Origin of the sequence: Clostridium sp. AM43-3BH (assembly GCF_003479985.1) — a bacterium.
GTDB classification, from domain to species: Bacteria; Bacillota; Clostridia; order Lachnospirales; family Lachnospiraceae; genus Otoolea; species Otoolea fessa.
In genome coordinates this window covers 230,907-248,883 of sequence record NZ_QUIH01000001.1, presented here as the reverse complement: position 1 = coordinate 248,883, position 17,977 = coordinate 230,907, and the positions used below count along the sequence as shown (strand labels likewise).

16 protein-coding genes and 1 pseudogene are annotated in these 17,977 nt (G+C 45.7%); 3 read left to right on the top strand and 14 right to left on the bottom strand.

Going from position 1 to position 17,977, the window contains the following annotated elements; genetic code table 11:
• Positions 1 to 38: 38 nt before the first annotated feature.
• From DW931_RS01085 to pta, 5 genes are all read right to left on the bottom strand, one after another.
• Positions 39 to 1,514: a Na+/H+ antiporter NhaC family protein gene (locus DW931_RS01085; RefSeq protein WP_207664427.1), complete on the bottom strand. Its 1,476-nt coding sequence runs from the start codon at positions 1,512 to 1,514 to the stop codon at positions 39 to 41.
• Between the two features lie 226 nt (positions 1,515 to 1,740).
• On the bottom strand, positions 1,741 to 1,923 hold the full coding sequence (gene rpmF / locus DW931_RS01080; RefSeq protein ID WP_003499726.1) for a 50S ribosomal protein L32: 183 nt from the start codon (positions 1,921 to 1,923) through the stop codon (positions 1,741 to 1,743).
• Between the two features lie 2 nt (positions 1,924 to 1,925).
• Positions 1,926 to 2,444, bottom strand: coding sequence for a DUF177 domain-containing protein (locus DW931_RS01075; RefSeq protein ID WP_022360443.1), 519 nt, complete (start codon positions 2,442 to 2,444; stop codon positions 1,926 to 1,928).
• Between the two features lie 98 nt (positions 2,445 to 2,542).
• Positions 2,543 to 3,733: an acetate kinase gene (locus DW931_RS01070; RefSeq protein ID WP_022360442.1), complete on the bottom strand. Its 1,191-nt coding sequence runs from the start codon at positions 3,731 to 3,733 to the stop codon at positions 2,543 to 2,545.
• A 233-nt stretch (positions 3,734 to 3,966) separates the two neighbouring features.
• On the bottom strand, positions 3,967 to 4,962 hold the full coding sequence (gene pta, locus DW931_RS01065; RefSeq protein ID WP_117795259.1) for a phosphate acetyltransferase: 996 nt from the start codon (positions 4,960 to 4,962) through the stop codon (positions 3,967 to 3,969).
• A gap of 298 nt (positions 4,963 to 5,260) precedes the next feature.
• Here pta and DW931_RS01060 point away from each other — a divergent pair, with 298 nt between their 5' ends.
• Together DW931_RS01060 and udk are read left to right on the top strand one after the other, a co-directional pair.
• A complete protein-coding gene (locus DW931_RS01060; protein WP_118481754.1) occupies positions 5,261 to 6,679 on the top strand; it encodes a nucleotidyltransferase family protein in 1,419 nt (472 codons plus the stop codon).
• 203 nt (positions 6,680 to 6,882) lie between these two features.
• Positions 6,883 to 7,533, top strand: a pseudogene (gene udk, locus DW931_RS01055) (uridine kinase).
• 223 nt (positions 7,534 to 7,756) lie between these two features.
• On the opposite strand, the gene DW931_RS01050 reads toward udk, so the two are convergent.
• The 3 genes from DW931_RS01050 to yedE are packed head-to-tail and all read right to left on the bottom strand — an operon-like array spanning position 7,757 to position 9,415.
• Positions 7,757 to 7,993: a DUF3343 domain-containing protein gene (locus DW931_RS01050; RefSeq protein WP_118481753.1), complete on the bottom strand. Its 237-nt coding sequence runs from the start codon at positions 7,991 to 7,993 to the stop codon at positions 7,757 to 7,759.
• 32 nt (positions 7,994 to 8,025) lie between these two features.
• Complete coding sequence (locus DW931_RS01045) at positions 8,026 to 8,247, bottom strand: sulfurtransferase TusA family protein (RefSeq protein WP_118481752.1); 222 nt, start codon at positions 8,245 to 8,247, stop codon at positions 8,026 to 8,028.
• 19 nt (positions 8,248 to 8,266) lie between these two features.
• On the bottom strand, positions 8,267 to 9,415 hold the full coding sequence (gene yedE / locus DW931_RS01040) for a YedE family putative selenium transporter (RefSeq protein WP_279220873.1): 1,149 nt from the start codon (positions 9,413 to 9,415) through the stop codon (positions 8,267 to 8,269).
• 341 nt (positions 9,416 to 9,756) lie between these two features.
• Here yedE and DW931_RS01035 point away from each other — a divergent pair, with 341 nt between their 5' ends.
• The gene (locus DW931_RS01035; protein ID WP_147353606.1) at positions 9,757 to 10,650 is read left to right on the top strand and encodes a selenium metabolism-associated LysR family transcriptional regulator; all 894 of its coding nucleotides are present in this window, start codon (positions 9,757 to 9,759) and stop codon (positions 10,648 to 10,650) included.
• Between the two features lie 142 nt (positions 10,651 to 10,792).
• On the opposite strand, the gene brxL is transcribed toward DW931_RS01035, so the two are convergent.
• The 6 genes from brxL to DW931_RS01005 form a co-directional block, all read right to left on the bottom strand.
• Complete coding sequence (gene brxL / locus DW931_RS01030; RefSeq protein ID WP_118467582.1) at positions 10,793 to 12,910, bottom strand: protease Lon-related BREX system protein BrxL; 2,118 nt, start codon at positions 12,908 to 12,910, stop codon at positions 10,793 to 10,795.
• A gap of 20 nt (positions 12,911 to 12,930) precedes the next feature.
• On the bottom strand, positions 12,931 to 15,528 hold the full coding sequence (gene pglZ / locus DW931_RS01025) for a BREX-1 system phosphatase PglZ type A (protein ID WP_118467580.1): 2,598 nt from the start codon (positions 15,526 to 15,528) through the stop codon (positions 12,931 to 12,933).
• Positions 15,529 to 15,614: 86 nt separating this feature from the next.
• Positions 15,615 to 15,833, bottom strand: a complete 219-nt coding sequence (locus DW931_RS01020) for a DUF3791 domain-containing protein (protein ID WP_118467578.1) — start codon at positions 15,831 to 15,833, stop codon at positions 15,615 to 15,617.
• Positions 15,830 to 16,300 carry a DUF3990 domain-containing protein gene (locus DW931_RS01015; protein WP_118467576.1) on the bottom strand — a complete coding sequence of 157 codons (471 nt, stop codon included), beginning with the start codon at positions 16,298 to 16,300 and terminating at the stop codon, positions 15,830 to 15,832. Before DW931_RS01015 ends, DW931_RS01020 begins: the two co-directional genes overlap by 4 nt.
• Positions 16,297 to 16,536, bottom strand: a complete 240-nt coding sequence (locus DW931_RS01010) for a DUF3791 domain-containing protein (protein ID WP_106999754.1) — start codon at positions 16,534 to 16,536, stop codon at positions 16,297 to 16,299. Before DW931_RS01010 ends, DW931_RS01015 begins: the two co-directional genes overlap by 4 nt.
• Positions 16,537 to 16,551: 15 nt before the next feature.
• Positions 16,552 to 17,940, bottom strand: a complete 1,389-nt coding sequence (locus tag DW931_RS01005) for a hypothetical protein (RefSeq protein WP_227589541.1) — start codon at positions 17,938 to 17,940, stop codon at positions 16,552 to 16,554.
• Positions 17,941 to 17,977 lie beyond the last annotated feature (37 nt).

Below are 17,977 nucleotides of genomic sequence, written 5' to 3'. Positions count from 1 at the left end.
TCGTCTGTCATGTATGTACGCCAAAAATCTATTCTTTTTTATTTCCCAGAATTGCCGTCTTCAATCACGACTCCATCTGCCGCCAGCTCTTCGTCTGTCTCATGCTTCATTCCCCATCCAGAGAGAATTGCAAACCAGAAAACCAGCGTCAGCGCCATGCTGTGGAAGTTGTAGCCAACAAAAGATACCGCGTTATAGCCCTCGGACACAACGCCACTGGCAACCGCGATCGCCGCCAGGTTCAGGCACCCCGGGTTTGTCGGAACCAGATAGCCGACGCCACATCCAAGACCATCCAGGAAGTTAGCCGCACGGGCACGGTCAATCTTGAATGGGCGGAGCAGCTTGCGGATGATCGGGCCACAGAAAGAAATGGCGGAAGTACCGCTGCTGATGACGATACCCATGACGCTGACCATCGCACCGGCTGCAATTTCTGCCGACTTCTCAGATTTCGCATATTTACGCATCCATACAAGAATCGCATCCAGCACACCTGCCTCGCTGATCAGGCTGACCATAACGAAGATAAACAGGATGAAAATGATGGAACTTAACATACCGTCAAACGCATTCGCAATCAGACCATCTTTCGCAACCAGCTCTGCCGGTGTCAGATAACCAAATGCAAAGAGTAAAACAAAACCAGCCATCTCACTGACTAACAGAGAGGTAAAGAGTCCGCTGCCACGCAGCATCAGCACAACCACCAGAACTGGGATAATCAGGAATACGATGCTGGAAGCGTAGGTTGCGTCAACCGCCGCCATCTCAGCAGAAACACCATTTCCAGCATCCATAAAGCCAAATACCAGATAGCCAACCACAGAAATGGCACCTGCGATCAGTGCATATTTAAAACGGGAACGGACAACCTTCATGACATCGACTTCCTGGGACAGAGAGGATGCAATCGTCGTGTCCGAGATCGGTGCGAGGTTATCACCGAAACAGCTGCCTGCCAGAATCGCACCGCAGATCAGGTTGACATTACAGCCCATTCCGACGGAAAGCGGAATCAGAAGAGGTCCGGCTGTATTTAACGCACCCGCCGCACTGCCGGTTGCACTGGAAAGCACCACACAGATAAAGAAACAGATGATCGGCATCAGTGCCGGTGACATGTTGATCTTTGTCATTACATATAAAAGTGCTTCGATCAGATGCGATGCTGTCAGAATCTTCGACATCACGCCCGCAAATAAGAAACAGGCGATCATAAATGCAAAAATATTGTCGCGCACGCCGTCGATCAGCGCTTTCTGAAATGCTTTCTTATCCTTATATACAAGAAATCCAGCCAAAACAGCAAAATAACCAGCCGACCAGAAATTTTTGGTAGAACGCATTCCAAAGGCAACCATGAAGATCATCGTTCCCATCATGATAATCAGCGGGAGAACTGCTCCTGCCATTCCTCCATACGTTTCCGCATACTTTTTCGTTTCGTTTGTCATAACTCCTCCGTCTGTTTTCATTTCATTTTCTTTGTGGGAGTAATGTGTTAAATCCATCTTTCCGACTGTTTTAGTAGGTTTGTATGATAAAAAAAATAAAACCATTCCGCTAAAAACAACTTGCAACTCATTTAAATAAGAAAATGAAAGATATTTTACAACTACAAAAGCAATCAAAGTGCTCTTGCGCCCCTATCCCTAATACATATTATGTAAGTAGGATATTGACTTGTACATAAGGGTTAGGTCTTTACGACCTAACCCCTGATATTAAAGTATTGAATTAGTCTTCTACTTTAACGATTTCTTTCTTGTTGTAGCTTCCGCAAGCTTTGCACACTCTGTGAGGCATCATCAGAGCACCGCACTTGCTGCACTTTACTAAGTTCGGAGCACTCATTTTCCAGTTAGCTCTGCGGCTGTCTCTTCTTGCTTTGGAAGATTTGTTCTTAGGACAGATAGACATGGTTACACCTCCTTAAATTCATTGAATATCTCCTGGATAACCGACATCCTTGGATCGAGCGACCTAGTGTCACAGGTACAAGTCCGAAGATTAAGATTTGTACCACATCTATTGCAAATCCCCTTGCAGTCTTCTCTGCACAGGACTTTCATAGGCAAGCTCAGTAGCAGTTCGTTGCAAACCAACTGGTCTACATCCAGATTGTACCCCTTCATAAAGGGTTCATCATCTAAACTCTCCTCCTGACCGTCCTGCACCTCAAACTCTCGTCCAAAATCCAGTTCGCAGTCGAAAGATACTGGCTCCAGACAACGCGCACAGTGACCTCCCACCGTCAGCGTCGCATGACCACTCATCGTATACTTATGCCGTGTCTTAGCCGTCAGTTCCAGTTCAAAAGGCTCAGCCTTCTCAATCTGAAACGTCTCTCCGTCAAAATCAACAGAGTCCAGCGCAGTCTCGACTGTATAGACTTTCTTTCTACCCTCGCAGTTAAAAAGTTCCGATAAATGAATCAGCATACTAATCTCCTAATACGCACTTTGATATTATACAAAGGTCGAGCGCGTTTGTCAATGATTAATTTTACATATTTTTGCAAATTTTAATTCATATTTAATTATTTTACCAGTGCAAGAGTCTCGCGGGCGATAGCCAGCTCTTCGTTGGTCGGAACCAGGAGAACCTGAACCTTGGAGTCGTCAGCAGAGATGATTCTCTCCTCACCTCTTACGTTGTTCTTCTCCTCATCCAGTTTAACGCCTAAGTAGGTCAGGCTGCTGCAAACATCTTTTCTCATCTTGATGTTGTTCTCACCGATACCAGCGGTAAATGCGATTGCATCTACACCGTTCATAGCTGCTGCGTATGCACCGATATATTTGATTACGCGGTAGTCGAATACGTCCAGGGCCAGCTGTGCTCTCTTGTTGCCAGTCTCAGCTGCTGCTTCCAGATCACGACCATCGCTGGATACGCCGGAGATACCGAGCATACCGGATTTCTTATTCAGGACTTCGTTCATCTCATCCAGGGACAGACCTTCTTTTTTACCTACGAAATCGATGATAGCCGGATCGAGGTCACCAGAACGTGTACCCATAACCAGACCTTCCAGTGGAGTCAGACCCATGCTGGTGTCTACAGATTTGCCGCAGTTTACAGCGGAGATGCTGGCGCCGTTACCCAGGTGGCAAACGATGATCTTCATCTGATCATACGGTTTTCCCACGATCTCAGCGGTTCTCTTAGATACGTAGCTGTGGGAAGTACCATGGAAGCCGTAACGTCTAACTTTGTATTTCTCATAGTATTCATACGGAATACCGTAGGTGTAAGCGACATCCGGCATGGTCTGATGAAAAGCGGTATCAAATACAGCTACCATCGGTACGCCTGGCATAAGTTCCTGGCAGGCACGAATACCGATCAGGTTTGCCGGGTTGTGAAGCGGTGCCAGATCGTTGCACTCTTCGATCGCTTTCATGGACTCGTCGTTGATTAAGCAGGAAGAAGTAAATTTCTCGCCGCCGTGTACGACACGATGTCCAACTGCACCTACCTCAGACAGGCTCTTGATAACGCCGCTCTTCTCGTTAGTCAGGGCTGCCAGAACTGCGTTGATAGCCTCTGTATGGGTCGGCATAGCGATCTCAGATTTCTCTTTTTCGCCGCCCTCCGGCTGGTAAGTCAGCATACCGTCGATGCCGATTCTCTCGCAAAGACCCTTAGCCAGAACGCCCTCTGTCTCAGAGTTGATTAACTGATACTTTAAGGAAGAACTTCCGCAGTTAATAACTAAAATATTCATGGTAATAGATTCCTTTCTTTATAACATCACAATTCAGCCGCAGGTATTCTCTCTATATGCGGTTCACACGGAAGCATCTGCAAAAACGTCTGCACTGCCCTGTTGTGAACTGCAGGATTATGTATGAATACCGGGCTGAACTGTAATTATCACTTTTAATTCTTAATTAAACGGATTTAAGATTCTCTGACGCGGTGCCAGTTCTCCATCCATTTGATTCCAATTGGTATTAATTATGCCTGCTGAGCCTGTACAGCTGTGATAGCTACTACGCCTACGATATCGTCTGCGAAGCATCCTCTGGACAGATCGTTTACCGGCATGGACAGACCCTGAAGAACCGGACCATAAGCGCCAGCTTTTGCAAGTCTCTGAACCAGTTTGTAACCAATGTTGCCTGCTTCCAGGGACGGGAATACTAAGGTGTTAGCATGTCCAGCTACGGTGCTGCCCGGTGCCTTAGCCTCGCCTACGGACGGAACCAGTGCTGCGTCAAGCTGAAGCTCGCCATCCAGTTTCAGTTCCGGGAACTTCTCATGAGCGATCTTAACTGCATCTGCTACCTTGGTAACATCATCATGTTTAGCGGAACCCATAGAAGAATAGGACAGCATAGCTACCTTCGGCTCTGCGCCAACCAGCATCTTGAAGCTCTCTGCGGACAGACCAGCGATCTCAGCCAGCTTGTTGGAATCGAAGTCAGTGTTTACTGCACAGTCAGCGAATACGAACAGACCGTTCTCACCGAACTCGCAATCCGGAACTTCCATCAGGAAGAAGCCAGATACAGAGCTGATACCCGGTTTGGTCTTCAGAAGCTGCAGAGCCGGACGAATGGTGTTGCCGGTAGAATGGCATGCACCAGATACAGCGCCGTCAGCATCGCCGCACTTGCACATCAGGCAAGCATAGTACATATAGTCTTTCTCCATCTGCTCTTTTGCGACTTCCGGAGTAACACCTTTTTTGCCTCTTAATTCAACGAACTTGTCGATGTATTTCTGCTTATTCGGATCATTGTACGGGTCAACGATGGTGGCACCGGAAATGTCGAAGCCTTTGCCGTTTTTCTCAATCTCTTCCGGAGTACCGATGATGATCAGATTTGCGATACCCTCTTTCAGAATTTTCTCAGCTGCCTCGTATGTTCTCTTGTCCATTGACTCTGGAAGAACGATGGTTTTCTTGTCTGCTTTTGCTCTTTCCTTAATCTTGTCAATAAATGCCATGGTTATAAAACCCCTTTCATAAGTGTGTGTCTATTACTGCTAACATTATATACCAGTTGTTTATTGTATACAAGAGCGATTTTCAAATTTTTGATTAATTAAATTTTTAACAAGATGCACTATAATTTTCCCTTTACGCTCCCACACTTCCACTATATAATGTAAATGAAGCAGAAAATGGCTGCTATTTTTTACAGATTTTTCTGCCGCAACAGCAACAGTCTTTTATTTTTATTTCTATTATAAATAGGCTGCTACAAAATTCCTCGCAAAAATGCAAAAAACAGGATTGAAATTTATGAAAATCGTTGGTTTAATTACCGAATATAACCCGTTCCATGCCGGACATCTGTATCATATGCAGCAGGCAAGGGAACTGACCGGCGCAGACTACTGCGTCGTCCTGATGAGCGGCAGCTTCGTCCAGCGCGGCGAACCCGCCATCTTTGATAAGTACCGTCGTACAAAAGCCGCTCTTCTCGCCGGTGCCGACCTGGTACTTGAGATGCCGGTCGCTTTTTCTACCGCTTCGGCGCATGAATTTGCCGCCTATGGAGTCGCGCTTCTGTCGGCGATCGGTGTGGATGCCGTTGTGTTCGGCAGTGAATGCGGGCAGATTGAATTCCTTAAGCAGGCTGCTTCTGCGCTGAACCACGAATCGGCAGAATTTCAGGAACGGCTGCGGAAAGGGTTGAAGGCGGGACTGACTTATCCGCAGGCACGGGCGAAGGCGCTGGGAGAAACACAGGCGGGCGGGACAAGAGTTGAAAATGTAGAAGATTTTCACGCAAATACAGATGTGTCGAACTCTCATATATGGTCTTCCATTTTAAACTCCCCTAATAATATCCTTGGGATTGAATATCTGCGGGCGGCGGAAGATCTGCACAGCCCGATGGAATTTTATACGATTTCGCGGGAGGGAAGCGGATATCATGAGGATGCACTGTCTGAAGCAAAGTTTCCATCCGCTTCGGCAATTCGCGGGATAGTTCGGAAGAGCTATGAAAATCTGTCAGCAGATAGTCCAGCTTCACTAAAACAGGAACCGGGTTCTGATTCAAAAAGTGAGATTTTATTTAATATTTTAATACCTCATCTGCCAGCCGTGACGCATCCCGCATACGCAGGTGCACTTCCCGTTTTTACGGATGACTTTTCAGAACTTTTAAATATGGCTGTTTTACAGATGCAGAAATCTTCAGCGAAAGGTTCCATTGCTGCCACAAACGTCGTTATGCCTTCCAGCACTTTGTCTGTTGATACCAATACGCAGGCTATATCCCGCATCGCAGATCTCTCCCCGGAGCTTGCCGCCCGCCTTGCAAAACCACCTTACTTTCCTCTCTCTTTTGAAGAACGGATTCAGGCATTAAAGACGCGCCAGCTTACCTACACGCGTGTCAGCCGTGCGCTTCTGCATCTGGTACTCGGTATGCGCGAGGAAGATATTTCCCGGTGGAAGGACGAGGGCTATGCACTCTATGCACGGATTCTCGGTTTTCGCAGGCAGAGCAGCCCTCTGCTCTCCTGTCTGCATAAAAAAAGCAGCATCCCCCTCATCACTAAAATGGCAGATGCCGCCCAGAACCTCTCCCCGTCGGCGCTCGCGCTGCTGGAGCAGGAGGTGTACGCCTCGCATTTATACCAGACGGTGCGGATGAAGCGCAGCGGCGTATTTCAAAATGAATATACAGAAGGACTGGTTTTTGTATAAAAATGAACCAGTTTTCAAGTCGAACGTCCGTGAGACTTGGCGCGTGATTCTGGTCAGCGAAGCTGACATATTCCATACAGAATCACTGCGCATCCCCGCGGAGCGTTTATCTCAGTCGGAGACCCACCTCCCACTGAGACAAATTTGCTATTACTCGCCACCTAAAGAGGTGGGACTCTTCTCGACTGAGATAAAACTTACAAATGGAGGAAACCACAGTGAATAGAAAATCACCTATTATCATCGGAATTGCCGGAGGAACTGGTTCAGGAAAATCCACTTTTACAAACCGTCTGAAAGACGCATTTGGTAATCAGGTAACCGTGCTTTACCACGACAACTACTACCGCGCCCACGACGATATGCCATTTGAACAGCGCAAAAAGCTGAACTACGACCACCCGGATGCATTTGAGACGGAGCTGCTTCTTGAGCATCTCAACAAACTGAAAAACTGGGAGGCAATCGACTGTCCAACCTACAACTACGCCAACCACAACCGCGCCGAAGCGACCATTCACATCGAGCCGCGCCCGGTTATCCTGTTGGAGGGCATTCTCGTTCTCTATGACGAAGCACTCCGCAATCTGCTCGACATCCGCATTTTCGTCGATGCCGACGCCGACGAGCGCATCCTCCGCTGAATCTTACGTGACACGAAAGAGCGCGGACGCGATATCGAAAACATCATCGACCAGTATCTGACCACCGTCAAACCGATGCATGCCCTCTTTGTAGAACCGACCCGCGCCTATGCGGATGTGGTTACCAACAGCGGGCGGAATGAGGTTGCATTCTCGCTGGTGCGGGGGGAGATTGCACGGCTGCTGGAGGAGGCGAAGGCGGGAGAATAATATTTCAAAATATTGGGATCATCGAGGTCTCAAATGAGGTCATCGAGGCCATGATTTGATTTCTGACCTCAATGACCTCATTCTGACCTCGATTTACACGCCAAAAAGCAGCGGTATCACACAGTCAGCGCTCCATTCTTTTTTGAATGTCTCGCCACTGCCGATACCGCCGCTTTTTCCTATATACTTTTTCTATGATGCCTGCTCTAACATAACATTTTATTTAATTCATAACCACACAGCTCTGCTCGATCTCAATTTGGCTCTCCGCAATCACTCCCTGAAACCGTTCATATTCCGCCGGTTCCATCCGCCAGGCAATTCCACAGCCTGCTGAGAGTTCGCGTGGGACAGGCACCAGGCGCCCTCTGATTCCCTGTTCCCGGCAGAATGCCTCCATCTCCACCGCCGCAGCCGTCGTGTGAAAGGTAAAAATCCGATATTCCCGTTTCTGCCTCATCATTTCCACCTATTTAATATTCCAGAGCAGCATCACGCTTCAAAGGTAATGGTGAAACATCCGTTTTCCAGTACCTTGGTGTGCCCCTCTTTTCCATGATACTCCAACGTGCGCTCAATATTCGTCCGGGTGTGTGCCTCATCGCCAAGCACACGGATCTGTTTTCCCGGATGTTCATCCATCGCATCCATCACCATCAAAACCGGTTCCGGACAGGAGAGTCCCCGCACATCTACCTCAACAAAATCTGACATTTTCCGTTTCCTCTTTTCTTTATTTCTTTCTACGTTTCATATTTGCCGCTGCAATCACGAATAACAGGGCAATACATACAATTACGGCAATTTTGCCCGGCATCGCCGGACCACCCAAAACGGCTGCCTCTGTCTCGGTTGCCGCTTTTGCTGCCGCACCAACCAGGTTAAAATTGTGTGCAAGTGCCGCCCCTAACAGCATTCCCAGAAAGGTTACCGCACTGTCCGAGGAGCCCTGCCCTGCCAGAATGATCTGACGCAGCGGGCATCCGCCAGCCAGAACGGCTGCAAATCCAACGGCATACATACCCAGAATATTCCAGAGATGCTGGGAGTGCGCGATCGGCTGACCGGAAAAGCTCAAATGGAAATTGCCAGTTGCAAGGTTAAAAATCAGCATGACTGCAAACAGTGCGCCGATAATGCTGAGCAGATCAAAGTTTTTCATCAGAATCACATCACGGATGCTGCCTGCAAAACACATACGGCTCTTCTGTGCCAATGCACCAATCAGGAGAGCCGCAACCAGGGAAATCAGAACCGGTGCGTGCTTGCTTCCCGGTCCTTCCGTGCTGGCTGCGTATACGCCTGTTACTGCTCCAATGATAAAAAGCGCCAAAAGGAGCACCGGAAGCACATATCCGCTTGATTTCTGCGTCTCATACGCTCTGCCCAGTGAAAATCCCTTTTTCAGGAAGAACGAACCAGTTGCAATACCGCCTGCAAATCCAACCAGCGCTACATACGCATTCAGGTCACCGGCTGCCATACGCAGAACCATACGCAGCGGACACCCTAAGAATACCAGCGCGCCGATTACCATGATCGCACCCAGAACAAAGCGGATCATCGGTGAAGAACCTGCTGTCGCCTTATACTCGTTCGTCACCAGTGAGATTGCAAATGCTCCCACTGCAAATCCTACAATCTCCGGACGGAAATACTGAACCGGTGCTGCTGAGTGAAGTTTCAGCGCGCCCGCCGTATCACGTACGAAGCACGCAATACAGATCGCCATATTGGCCGGATTTCCAAAATACGCCAGCAATGCTGCCAGCACACCCACAAGCGCGCCTGCCACTGCCAGCTTCCATGTCTTGTCAAATACTTTCATACCTGCCTCCTTTTTTATTTCATGTACTCTTAAAGTTTTTCTCACCCTCGTCATTGTGGGTGATTTCACGCACCACACTCGCATTTCATCAATACATATCAGAAATTTGAGTGCATCTGGCAAAAAAATCATCTCACAAAATCAAACAAGAAAAATTTCAAGCGCGTACATTTCATGGATCTATCCATACTTTCCGCAGACAAGTATAACATCCTGTATTTTTATGGTAAAATCGTTTATATTGATATTTGCTATAAACTTATTGATATTTTCAATAAATAAAGCTACACTCTTCTTTAGAGATTGTTTTCACCTGTCTACTATTCATTTTAATTTTGGATTTTATCACAGAATCATTAAAAATTGATTTTATCTATAGAAAGGATTTTAAATATATGGACATCCGCCAATTAGAAGCTTTCGTGTACACCGTCAAATATCAGAGTTTTTCGCTTGCCGCCCAGAAGCTGTACATCTCACAGCCGACTGTCAGCGCCCACATCCGCAGTCTGGAGGAGGAATTTCACACCCAGCTTTTAAAGCGCACCACCAAATCGCTCTCCCTGACTCCTGCCGGGACAAAATTATATTCCTATGCCACGGAGATTCTGACCCTGCAGCAGAAAGCAATCGTGGAACTCGCCAACGAGACGAAACCGCAGCTTCGGATCGGCGCATCCTCCGTTCCGTCCCTTTATTTTCTGCCGGAACTTTTAAGCGCTTATCACGCAGTTCATCCTGATATCCGTGTCTATGCCTCCTGCTCAGACAGCCTGGACGTTGTACATAAGGTGGATGACGGCATCTGCGACATCGGTCTGGTCGGAACTACTACCTCGGACACCTCCTGCGAATTTCTCCCATTTGCCTCCGATGAGCTTGTGATCGCTGCCCCCGCCACACCGCATTATCAGGCTTACCAGTCTATTCCATCACCGCTGGATGCCCTTTTAAAAGAACCGTTTCTGCTCCGGGAAGATAATTCCGGCACAAAACAGGAAACCCTTTATTTCCTGAAAAATAAAGGGCTTTCACTCGATGATTTAAATGTTATTGCCGTGATGGACGATGCCGCCGCCCTCAAGCAGTGTATCATGCTGGGAATGGGCATCTCCATTCTCTCAAAAGCAACTATACAGGCAGATGCACGGCAGGGGAAACTGCTTCTCTTTCCGCTTGGGGAAGCTGCCTTTCTCCGGAAACTCTATCTGGTGTATTCACCGGTTAAGTATATGGCGGAGGAAGGCGGGGTGTTTTTGGAGTTTGCGAAGAGGTTTTATAAGTTATAACTTTAACTTTTCATAGCCAATTCTGAAATTTAGGCACATCACCGATCCGTTCAAAAGATGTTCCCATACCTCCATCAAACGGATGGAACATCTTTTCTATTTCTTTTCGTGAATCTATAAGCACAATTACGTCTTTCTTCAATCATTCTACCCCCAACGCCTTAAACACCGCATCCTCCGCACTCTGATACGGAATCAGCTGAAATGCACTCATCAGATCAGCCGGAACACTTGCGAAATCAACAAATGAGGTACTCGGAATCAGTACCTTCTTTGCACCACTGTCCAGGCACACTTGAAGCGTATTGGCAAGTTCATCCACCTTTATCATTGTGCCACTAATTGTTATATCTCCCAACACTGCCAAGTTGCTGACAACAGGCTTTCCAAGGGCAATCGAACAAAGTGCAATCAATGTTGGAAGTGCCAATTTGTCTGTCATACCGATACCCTGCAAATCCTGATAATTGATGATGTAATCCTTGGTCGAAGTGCTGATAGAACCGCTGATCCGGTTGCCGTTGGCTTTCAGATAATTGAACGCCGTGTTCACAGCTTCCTTGCACTTGGAATCACTGCCTAAGCCTGTCCGTTCAATCTTGCCATTGCCCGGAAGCATCTGACTTTCCAGACGGAACACGCCAATCATGCCGCTTTTTCCTCTGGATACGGTATAAACCTGTCCCGGATTGCACATTCCATCCGGTATCAGTTTACCGCCACCCTGTTCCGGTACGGAAACATAATGTTCTGACATATCCTCTAGGTCAATATAGGAGAAGTTCACATCGTAAAACTCCATGCCGCCCAGCTTTTTCAGCTGTTCTTTTACACGGCGGCGCATTTCCAATGCAATCTGAATGACTTCTTCCAGTTCCTCTTTGGTAAACTCACCATTCGGGTACATCAGCTTCAGATAACCGTCTACCATACGGCGGACTGCAATCGTATCACGCTGATTCAGATTTCTTCCCAGGCGGAAGTAGTGGTCAAGTGCATCACCATACTGTTCTTTGCGAAGTTCCCGGATAAATTCAGCCAGATAATCACTGATAAAACCGTAATCATCGGTAAAATGTTCCGGTCTGAACTTCGGTATCTCCCATCCTGGAAGATAGCAGTGCATACGATCAAGAAATGCTGTATCTGTTCCCATTTCCTGCGGGAAAGGTGCAAACAGGCTGGACGTTTTCAACAGCACATCCACACTCTGATTGATATTTCCCACAAATACCATCGACGCAATAGCAGACTTTTCTTCTTTGCCACGGGCAAAAGAGCCGGATGCCATGTAATCCTTCATAATCTGAATGCCATCTTTATCTTTAAACTTGATACCTGCCACTTCATCAAAAGCTACACAGTCCCATAAGCCGACCAGTCCGACCGTTTTGCGTCCCATATTGTAAAACAGGTTTGCAACCGTCGTCTGCCCACCGGAAATCAAAATACTGTTCGGTGAAATTTCTTTGTAAAGATGAGATTTACCGGTACTTCTCGGTCCCAGCTCACAAAGATTAAAGTTGTTTTCAACTAATGGAATCATACGGGTCAGGAGCAGCCATTTCTCACGATATGTAAATTCATCTGGCTCCATGCCGATAGAACGAAGAAGAATATCCAGCCATTCATCTTTCGTAAAAGCCTTTCGTCCCTGCTTCAGTTCATCAATATCAATGTGCGGCATCTGGATCGGTGTCAGCTTACGGATACTGATCGGAGAAATATCTTTTTGTTTTTTCTGTTTGGAACGAAGCGGATTTCCGTCAATATCCTCAATGCCAAAGTTATTGTCGCCCTCAACCTCGTAATCCAGCTGAACGATACACCAGATACCTCCGCAGAGCAGGCGGTCAAATTTCTCCGGGTATTCGTCGGCAATCGGTACATTGCCAACGCCCAAATTGGAAAACTCCGCAAAAAAGCAGTCCTTTTTCATATCCAGTCGGACAGTCACCATATCAATGATAGTGTGACTGCCTTTCTTTCGCAGCTGAGACAGAATCTTCTGCGATTCATCCGGGCGTACAAAATTATCAGCAAGAATACGCTTCACGTTCTGTACGCCTTTTTCAATGACCGTTTCATCATCTGAGCTGCAATACTGACCCAGCAGGAACTCAAGGACATACACCGGGACATTTGCCCCTTCCTTGATTTTCTTTGTCAGGTCTTTCCGAACAATCTTACCGTCAAAGTTCTGACGGAGCTTATTCTTTATTTCTTCACGGGTGCTTTCACCCTCTGTAAATTGCCCCATCTTTCTATCCTCCTGCAGTATTAACTAAAGAAATCGAACTCATCCACCGCAAAGGCGATGTCAATCTGGAACGGCTCACGCTGCGGCATCTGCAAGCTCTGTTCATCTGCAATTACCAGATAGTAAGTAGCAGTATTGCTGTATTTCAGAGACTTCAGATTAAACTGGCAACGGAAAGTTCTCTCTGCACCGTTGTCGCTGGCTTTATCTGCAATAATCTTCTGAACATCACTGATCTGCTTGCCATTTTCGTCCGTAAAGTAAACCTGATAGGTAGCCGCTTCACGGTTTGCACTGACTGAATCCTTCTGATAAAAGTTCAATGAGAAAATCATATTGCTAATTTTACGGTTTGCAGACAGCAAATTGACTGTTACCGGCTTGGTATCATATTTCTGTTTATTACGCTTGTATTCCATAGAATCATTGCGGAGATAATGGTACTCGATCACCGGAACAACCATTTCCTGTAAGCTGATACCGCCATGGACAAAGTTCATGCCGCCGCCATTCATCTTGATACGGATACTTTCCCTCGGTGCAAATCCATCAAATTCCGTTTTGCCGCCCAGGAACTTCACATGCAACAGATAGTTCGGTTGTGCGCCTTTTTGCATGATTGCATAGCGTCTGCCATATTCCACATCCATGCCGTTAAAGCTGGTCTTATCTACCTTGTCATCCTCAGTCAGCGGACTGTATGTATAAAGGAATCCGTGGTCAGCCGTAATCAGAATATTCGTACCGCCAAATTCATTCACAATAATACGCACAAGGTTTTTTAACTCTGAAATTGCCTTATCACAGGCAGAAAAAACAGCGGTGTCAGAAGTATGGCTGGCCTCATCAATAGTATCGTGATAAATGTAAACCACATCCATGCCCTTTACCAGCGCACTTCGTTCTGCTCGTTTCATGGCAATGATGTCATTGTATTTCAAAGCTACACTCGCCGGATCTTCTGATTTCAGAACTTCATCCCGGTAAGTGCTTGCCGTAGACTGACCATCTGCCAGAACCGTCAAAATATCGTTCCGAACTTCTACTGTCAGTTCTTTATGTGGCAATAACGCTGCCATACCAAACTTTGTGATAGACGGGAAGATACTCTGCATACTGCTGATGGAAACCTTACTCTGGGTTTCTCTCTGAAGCTGATCTGCCATCGCAGCCGCCACTTCATACCGCATAGCATCTGAAATAATCACGAATACCTTAGTATCCGAAGTCTTAATGCGAGAACGGTAAAATTCTTCCTGCTGTGGCACTTCCAAAACCTTACCGTAGTTTTCCAGTTCATCCACACACACATCCGACCAGTTGTTACCCAGCTCGCCTAAGAACCAATGCGTATAGAGTCCTTCCACTTTATCGACAACGTGCTTGAACAAATCGTCAAGCAAGATATTGGAAATTCCCAGGCTCTTTTGGAAGCTCAGATGGAACAAACGGTAATAGGTATCCATCTGATAGTAGCTTTCCGTGTATTCTTTCCAGATGCCTTTTGCTTCTGCGGTATGGAATCCGGCAGAGTGTTCCTTGAAGAAGCTCTGCATATTTGCCACTTGCAAGATACCATCATAGAAATTCTCAAACGGCTCATACCACGCGCAGGTTCTCCGCTTTTCAACGGTAGATGTGATCGTATCCACATCAATGATATGGTCGCTGATCTCTATCATCAGCTTTGTTAAAATCACTTCGTTGATACATGGGAAGCACTCGGTTCCTGCCAGATCATCCACTGTCAGCTTTTCAAAACGCTGATGCAGACGTGCTTCATCCTCAACATACCGTGCCACATCATATAGCTGCTGAATGTCCTCGCTGTGAAGCCATTCAGAAATGAAATCATAGCAATATGCCTGGTGTGGCATGGAGATAAAACTATCCAGTCCGGCAAGATACTCCTGCCGCATGGTACGGGTAGCGGCGGTCAACAGCAAATGAATTGCCAGTCGTCCAAGGTCTGGTTCTTCCTCTACAAATCCGCAGCCCTGGCGAACCATCGCCCAAAATGCACCATCAGCATGATATTTTACAAAATCCTGATAAATAGTATTGTTCTTCAAATCCAGCCCTGCCCGGAACACGCTGCGTAGAATCATATTCGGCTGTGCGTCTTTCAATCCGCAAATCGCCGCCATGACAGCCATGTGCAACTGTGCCGGAGTTGCCGGAACTTTATTCTGTGTGCTGACTTTCAATCGACGGTCTTTCGCATTGAAATAAGCACGGTAATTCTTGACCTGCTTCCGCATGGCCGGATTCGATGCAAGCCCCATCTCATCCATCCAAATGGAAATCAGGTCTGCCCGGAACTCCTCACTGTAAAGCTCCACATCCAGAAGCCAGTTATCATCTGGGCGGTTATATGCTAATGGACTGTAAACCAGATAGTTTGTGGTCAGATCGTCCACCGAAAGCAGTTTCTTCATAGAAAAGGCATTGTTTCCGGTCAGAGCAATTACCTTTGCATTTTCCAGAACCACTTCGTCCAGTTTATCCTCAAATTCCTTATCTTCATCGTACCAGAAGATGATACGACGCTGATAAAACTCCGGCAGAAGTGCAGCAAACCTGCGGTTTAAGTCTTGTATTACTTTGTCTGTATCCATAAGTCACTTTCTTTCCTTCCTTGGTATCCGGCATTTTGTCGGCACTTTCCCGGCACTTTTTGTAGTATCCGGCAGTTTAACGGCACTTATCCGGCGATTTTCTCGGCATATTCCTGTTCCAGTTCCTCTGCCAGATACGCATCGCTCATGCAGTGCATATCAGAAACACCATCACGGATCAGCTGATAAACCTGGGAATGATAAAAGAAATCCAATGCCGCATCCAGCGAAAGTCCCTGCTGTTTAGCAAAGCATTCAATAACACGGCTATATTTTTTCTGAAGCAAAATCGGGTTCGCTGTCATAGTGCTTCACTCCCTTCAAAATGCAACAGAGATAGTGCTTTCTCTGTGCGGAAACATATTTGCAGGTTCGGCTTTTCATAACGCAGGCGGTTGATAGCTTCCGTTTTATCAATCAGTCCGTCAAAAAACAGCTCCACGGTATTGAACACCTTATCATTGGCAACACCGCCCACAACAAGGTCGTAATCTGTCGAATCTTTTCCGCTGCGGCAGTTCAGAATGAAATCCAGCCATTCTTCGGAATAAGAATCAAATTTCAGCGTTTTCAGTTCAGATTCCCGGCTTTCATCGTATTCATACCGAGAGATAATGCCATCTTTCCCACGGCGTTTGAACTTGCCGCACCACTTCGCCGCCTGTTCATACAGCGGCGTGACATAGAAGCCACGCCCGAAATCTACATTGGGACGGGAATGAACCAAATCCGGCTTTGCAATCTCTAAGAAAGAACCATGATAGAGAATCATACTTCCACACCCCTTTCTTTCATCACATCAAGGAGGTCATCAACGATATATTCCCGACTCTGGGTATGCAGCACTTCATATTCCGGCACGATGTAACCGTGCAAAATATCACTCTGTTCAGTAAATGCCTGATAGACACGCTCTGCATCCACACCCAGCTTTGCTGCTACATTTTCAATACAAAATACAGCAAACTCCAGCTCACTGGAATTTTTGATTCTTTCATCCGTTATCATATGCAAGCCCTCCTTTTACGATAATTTTGAAAAATTGTCTATTAAAATCAAATAAAAAGCAGACGGATAAATTCCCTCTCTTAAAGCTATTCTACTAACCATTCTAAACTGTTTCATAAGTTCTTCTTCACTTTTTGGTGTTGTCTGAACCTTAATCAAATTCATAGCTTCTTTGCATAATGGCAACGCCATATATTCAGGAATTGAATTTGCTTCTTTCTCAATTTCTTCTTTTGTGATCGGATCAAGGGATAATGCATTAAAAAGTTCAAAAAACTTTTTAGCTTCATCAGAATCCGGATATTTTCTACCACAATTATATTGTGGCTGATTCGCATCCAATGACTTCCATAACTGCTTAATATCTGCAAATTCATATGGTTTAGTCAATGGCAATTTCTTTGGCGGCTCACCATACGAATAGAAAACCACCTTATCTAATGAGCTTTTTTCTATACAAGCAAATATATGACTGTCATTCTGTGGTGAAAGCCCTATAATATGCAATTCACCTGAAAGTTTTTCAAGTTCCCCAAAATGATAATCCGTAGCAATTTTCAGTTCTGGATGTTTGATATAAGTATCTATAATTTGAGCTTTTTCTGATTCTACACCTGCTCTCATTATCTCAAATTTCTCTACATCCGAATCATGTAATTGCTTTAGTCTTTGAAGTGCCTCAATTCCTTTCACTTTATCCTGAGCTTCTTTATATTTATTCTGTCCACTAAAATTAAGTAACGCATTACAATAACATTGCAGATAATCTGGATTCATAACGATTTTTCCGTTTTGCTTGTTCAAAAATCCCTGAACTGTTTCAGGATTTTCAGAATCTGCAAGGACAGAATAATCCCCATGCAAATGGTAAATTGTTTTATTAGTCAACTTTTCAATATTATTATCATAATTCAATGTAAATATCGAATCAAACGATTTAAAAAAATGTTTGACAGGCTTTTTCATTTTTTGATAAATTTCTTGAATTTTACCAGCATTATAGATAGCATCCAGAATCATCCATTCAAATCCTTGTTTTGATGCTTTCCACATATCACTCAAATCTGGATTATCCATGAAGAATAATCGAAGTAACAAAAACCAATCTTCTAATGGAATTTCATAATAATGCTCAAATTTGCTGCGTTCTGCGTTTTGTGCCTTGAACTCCATTACAGCTCTTTTCACTACATCGTCAGCATTGACTTTATCATATTTTCCATCAAGCACAGCATTTACAGTAGGAAGAAGTCCTCGAAATATCTGTTCAATTTCACTTCCCGACAGCGTACCTTCAAAAAGACTATCATACTTATCGCACTGTGCGTTAAAGATAATTCTTGACAAAATGAATCTATTTGAATAGGCTTTTCCACCAAACTGTATGTTTACTCCATTCCCCAAGAGAACAGATTTCTTTTGTTTCGGTTCGATAACTATC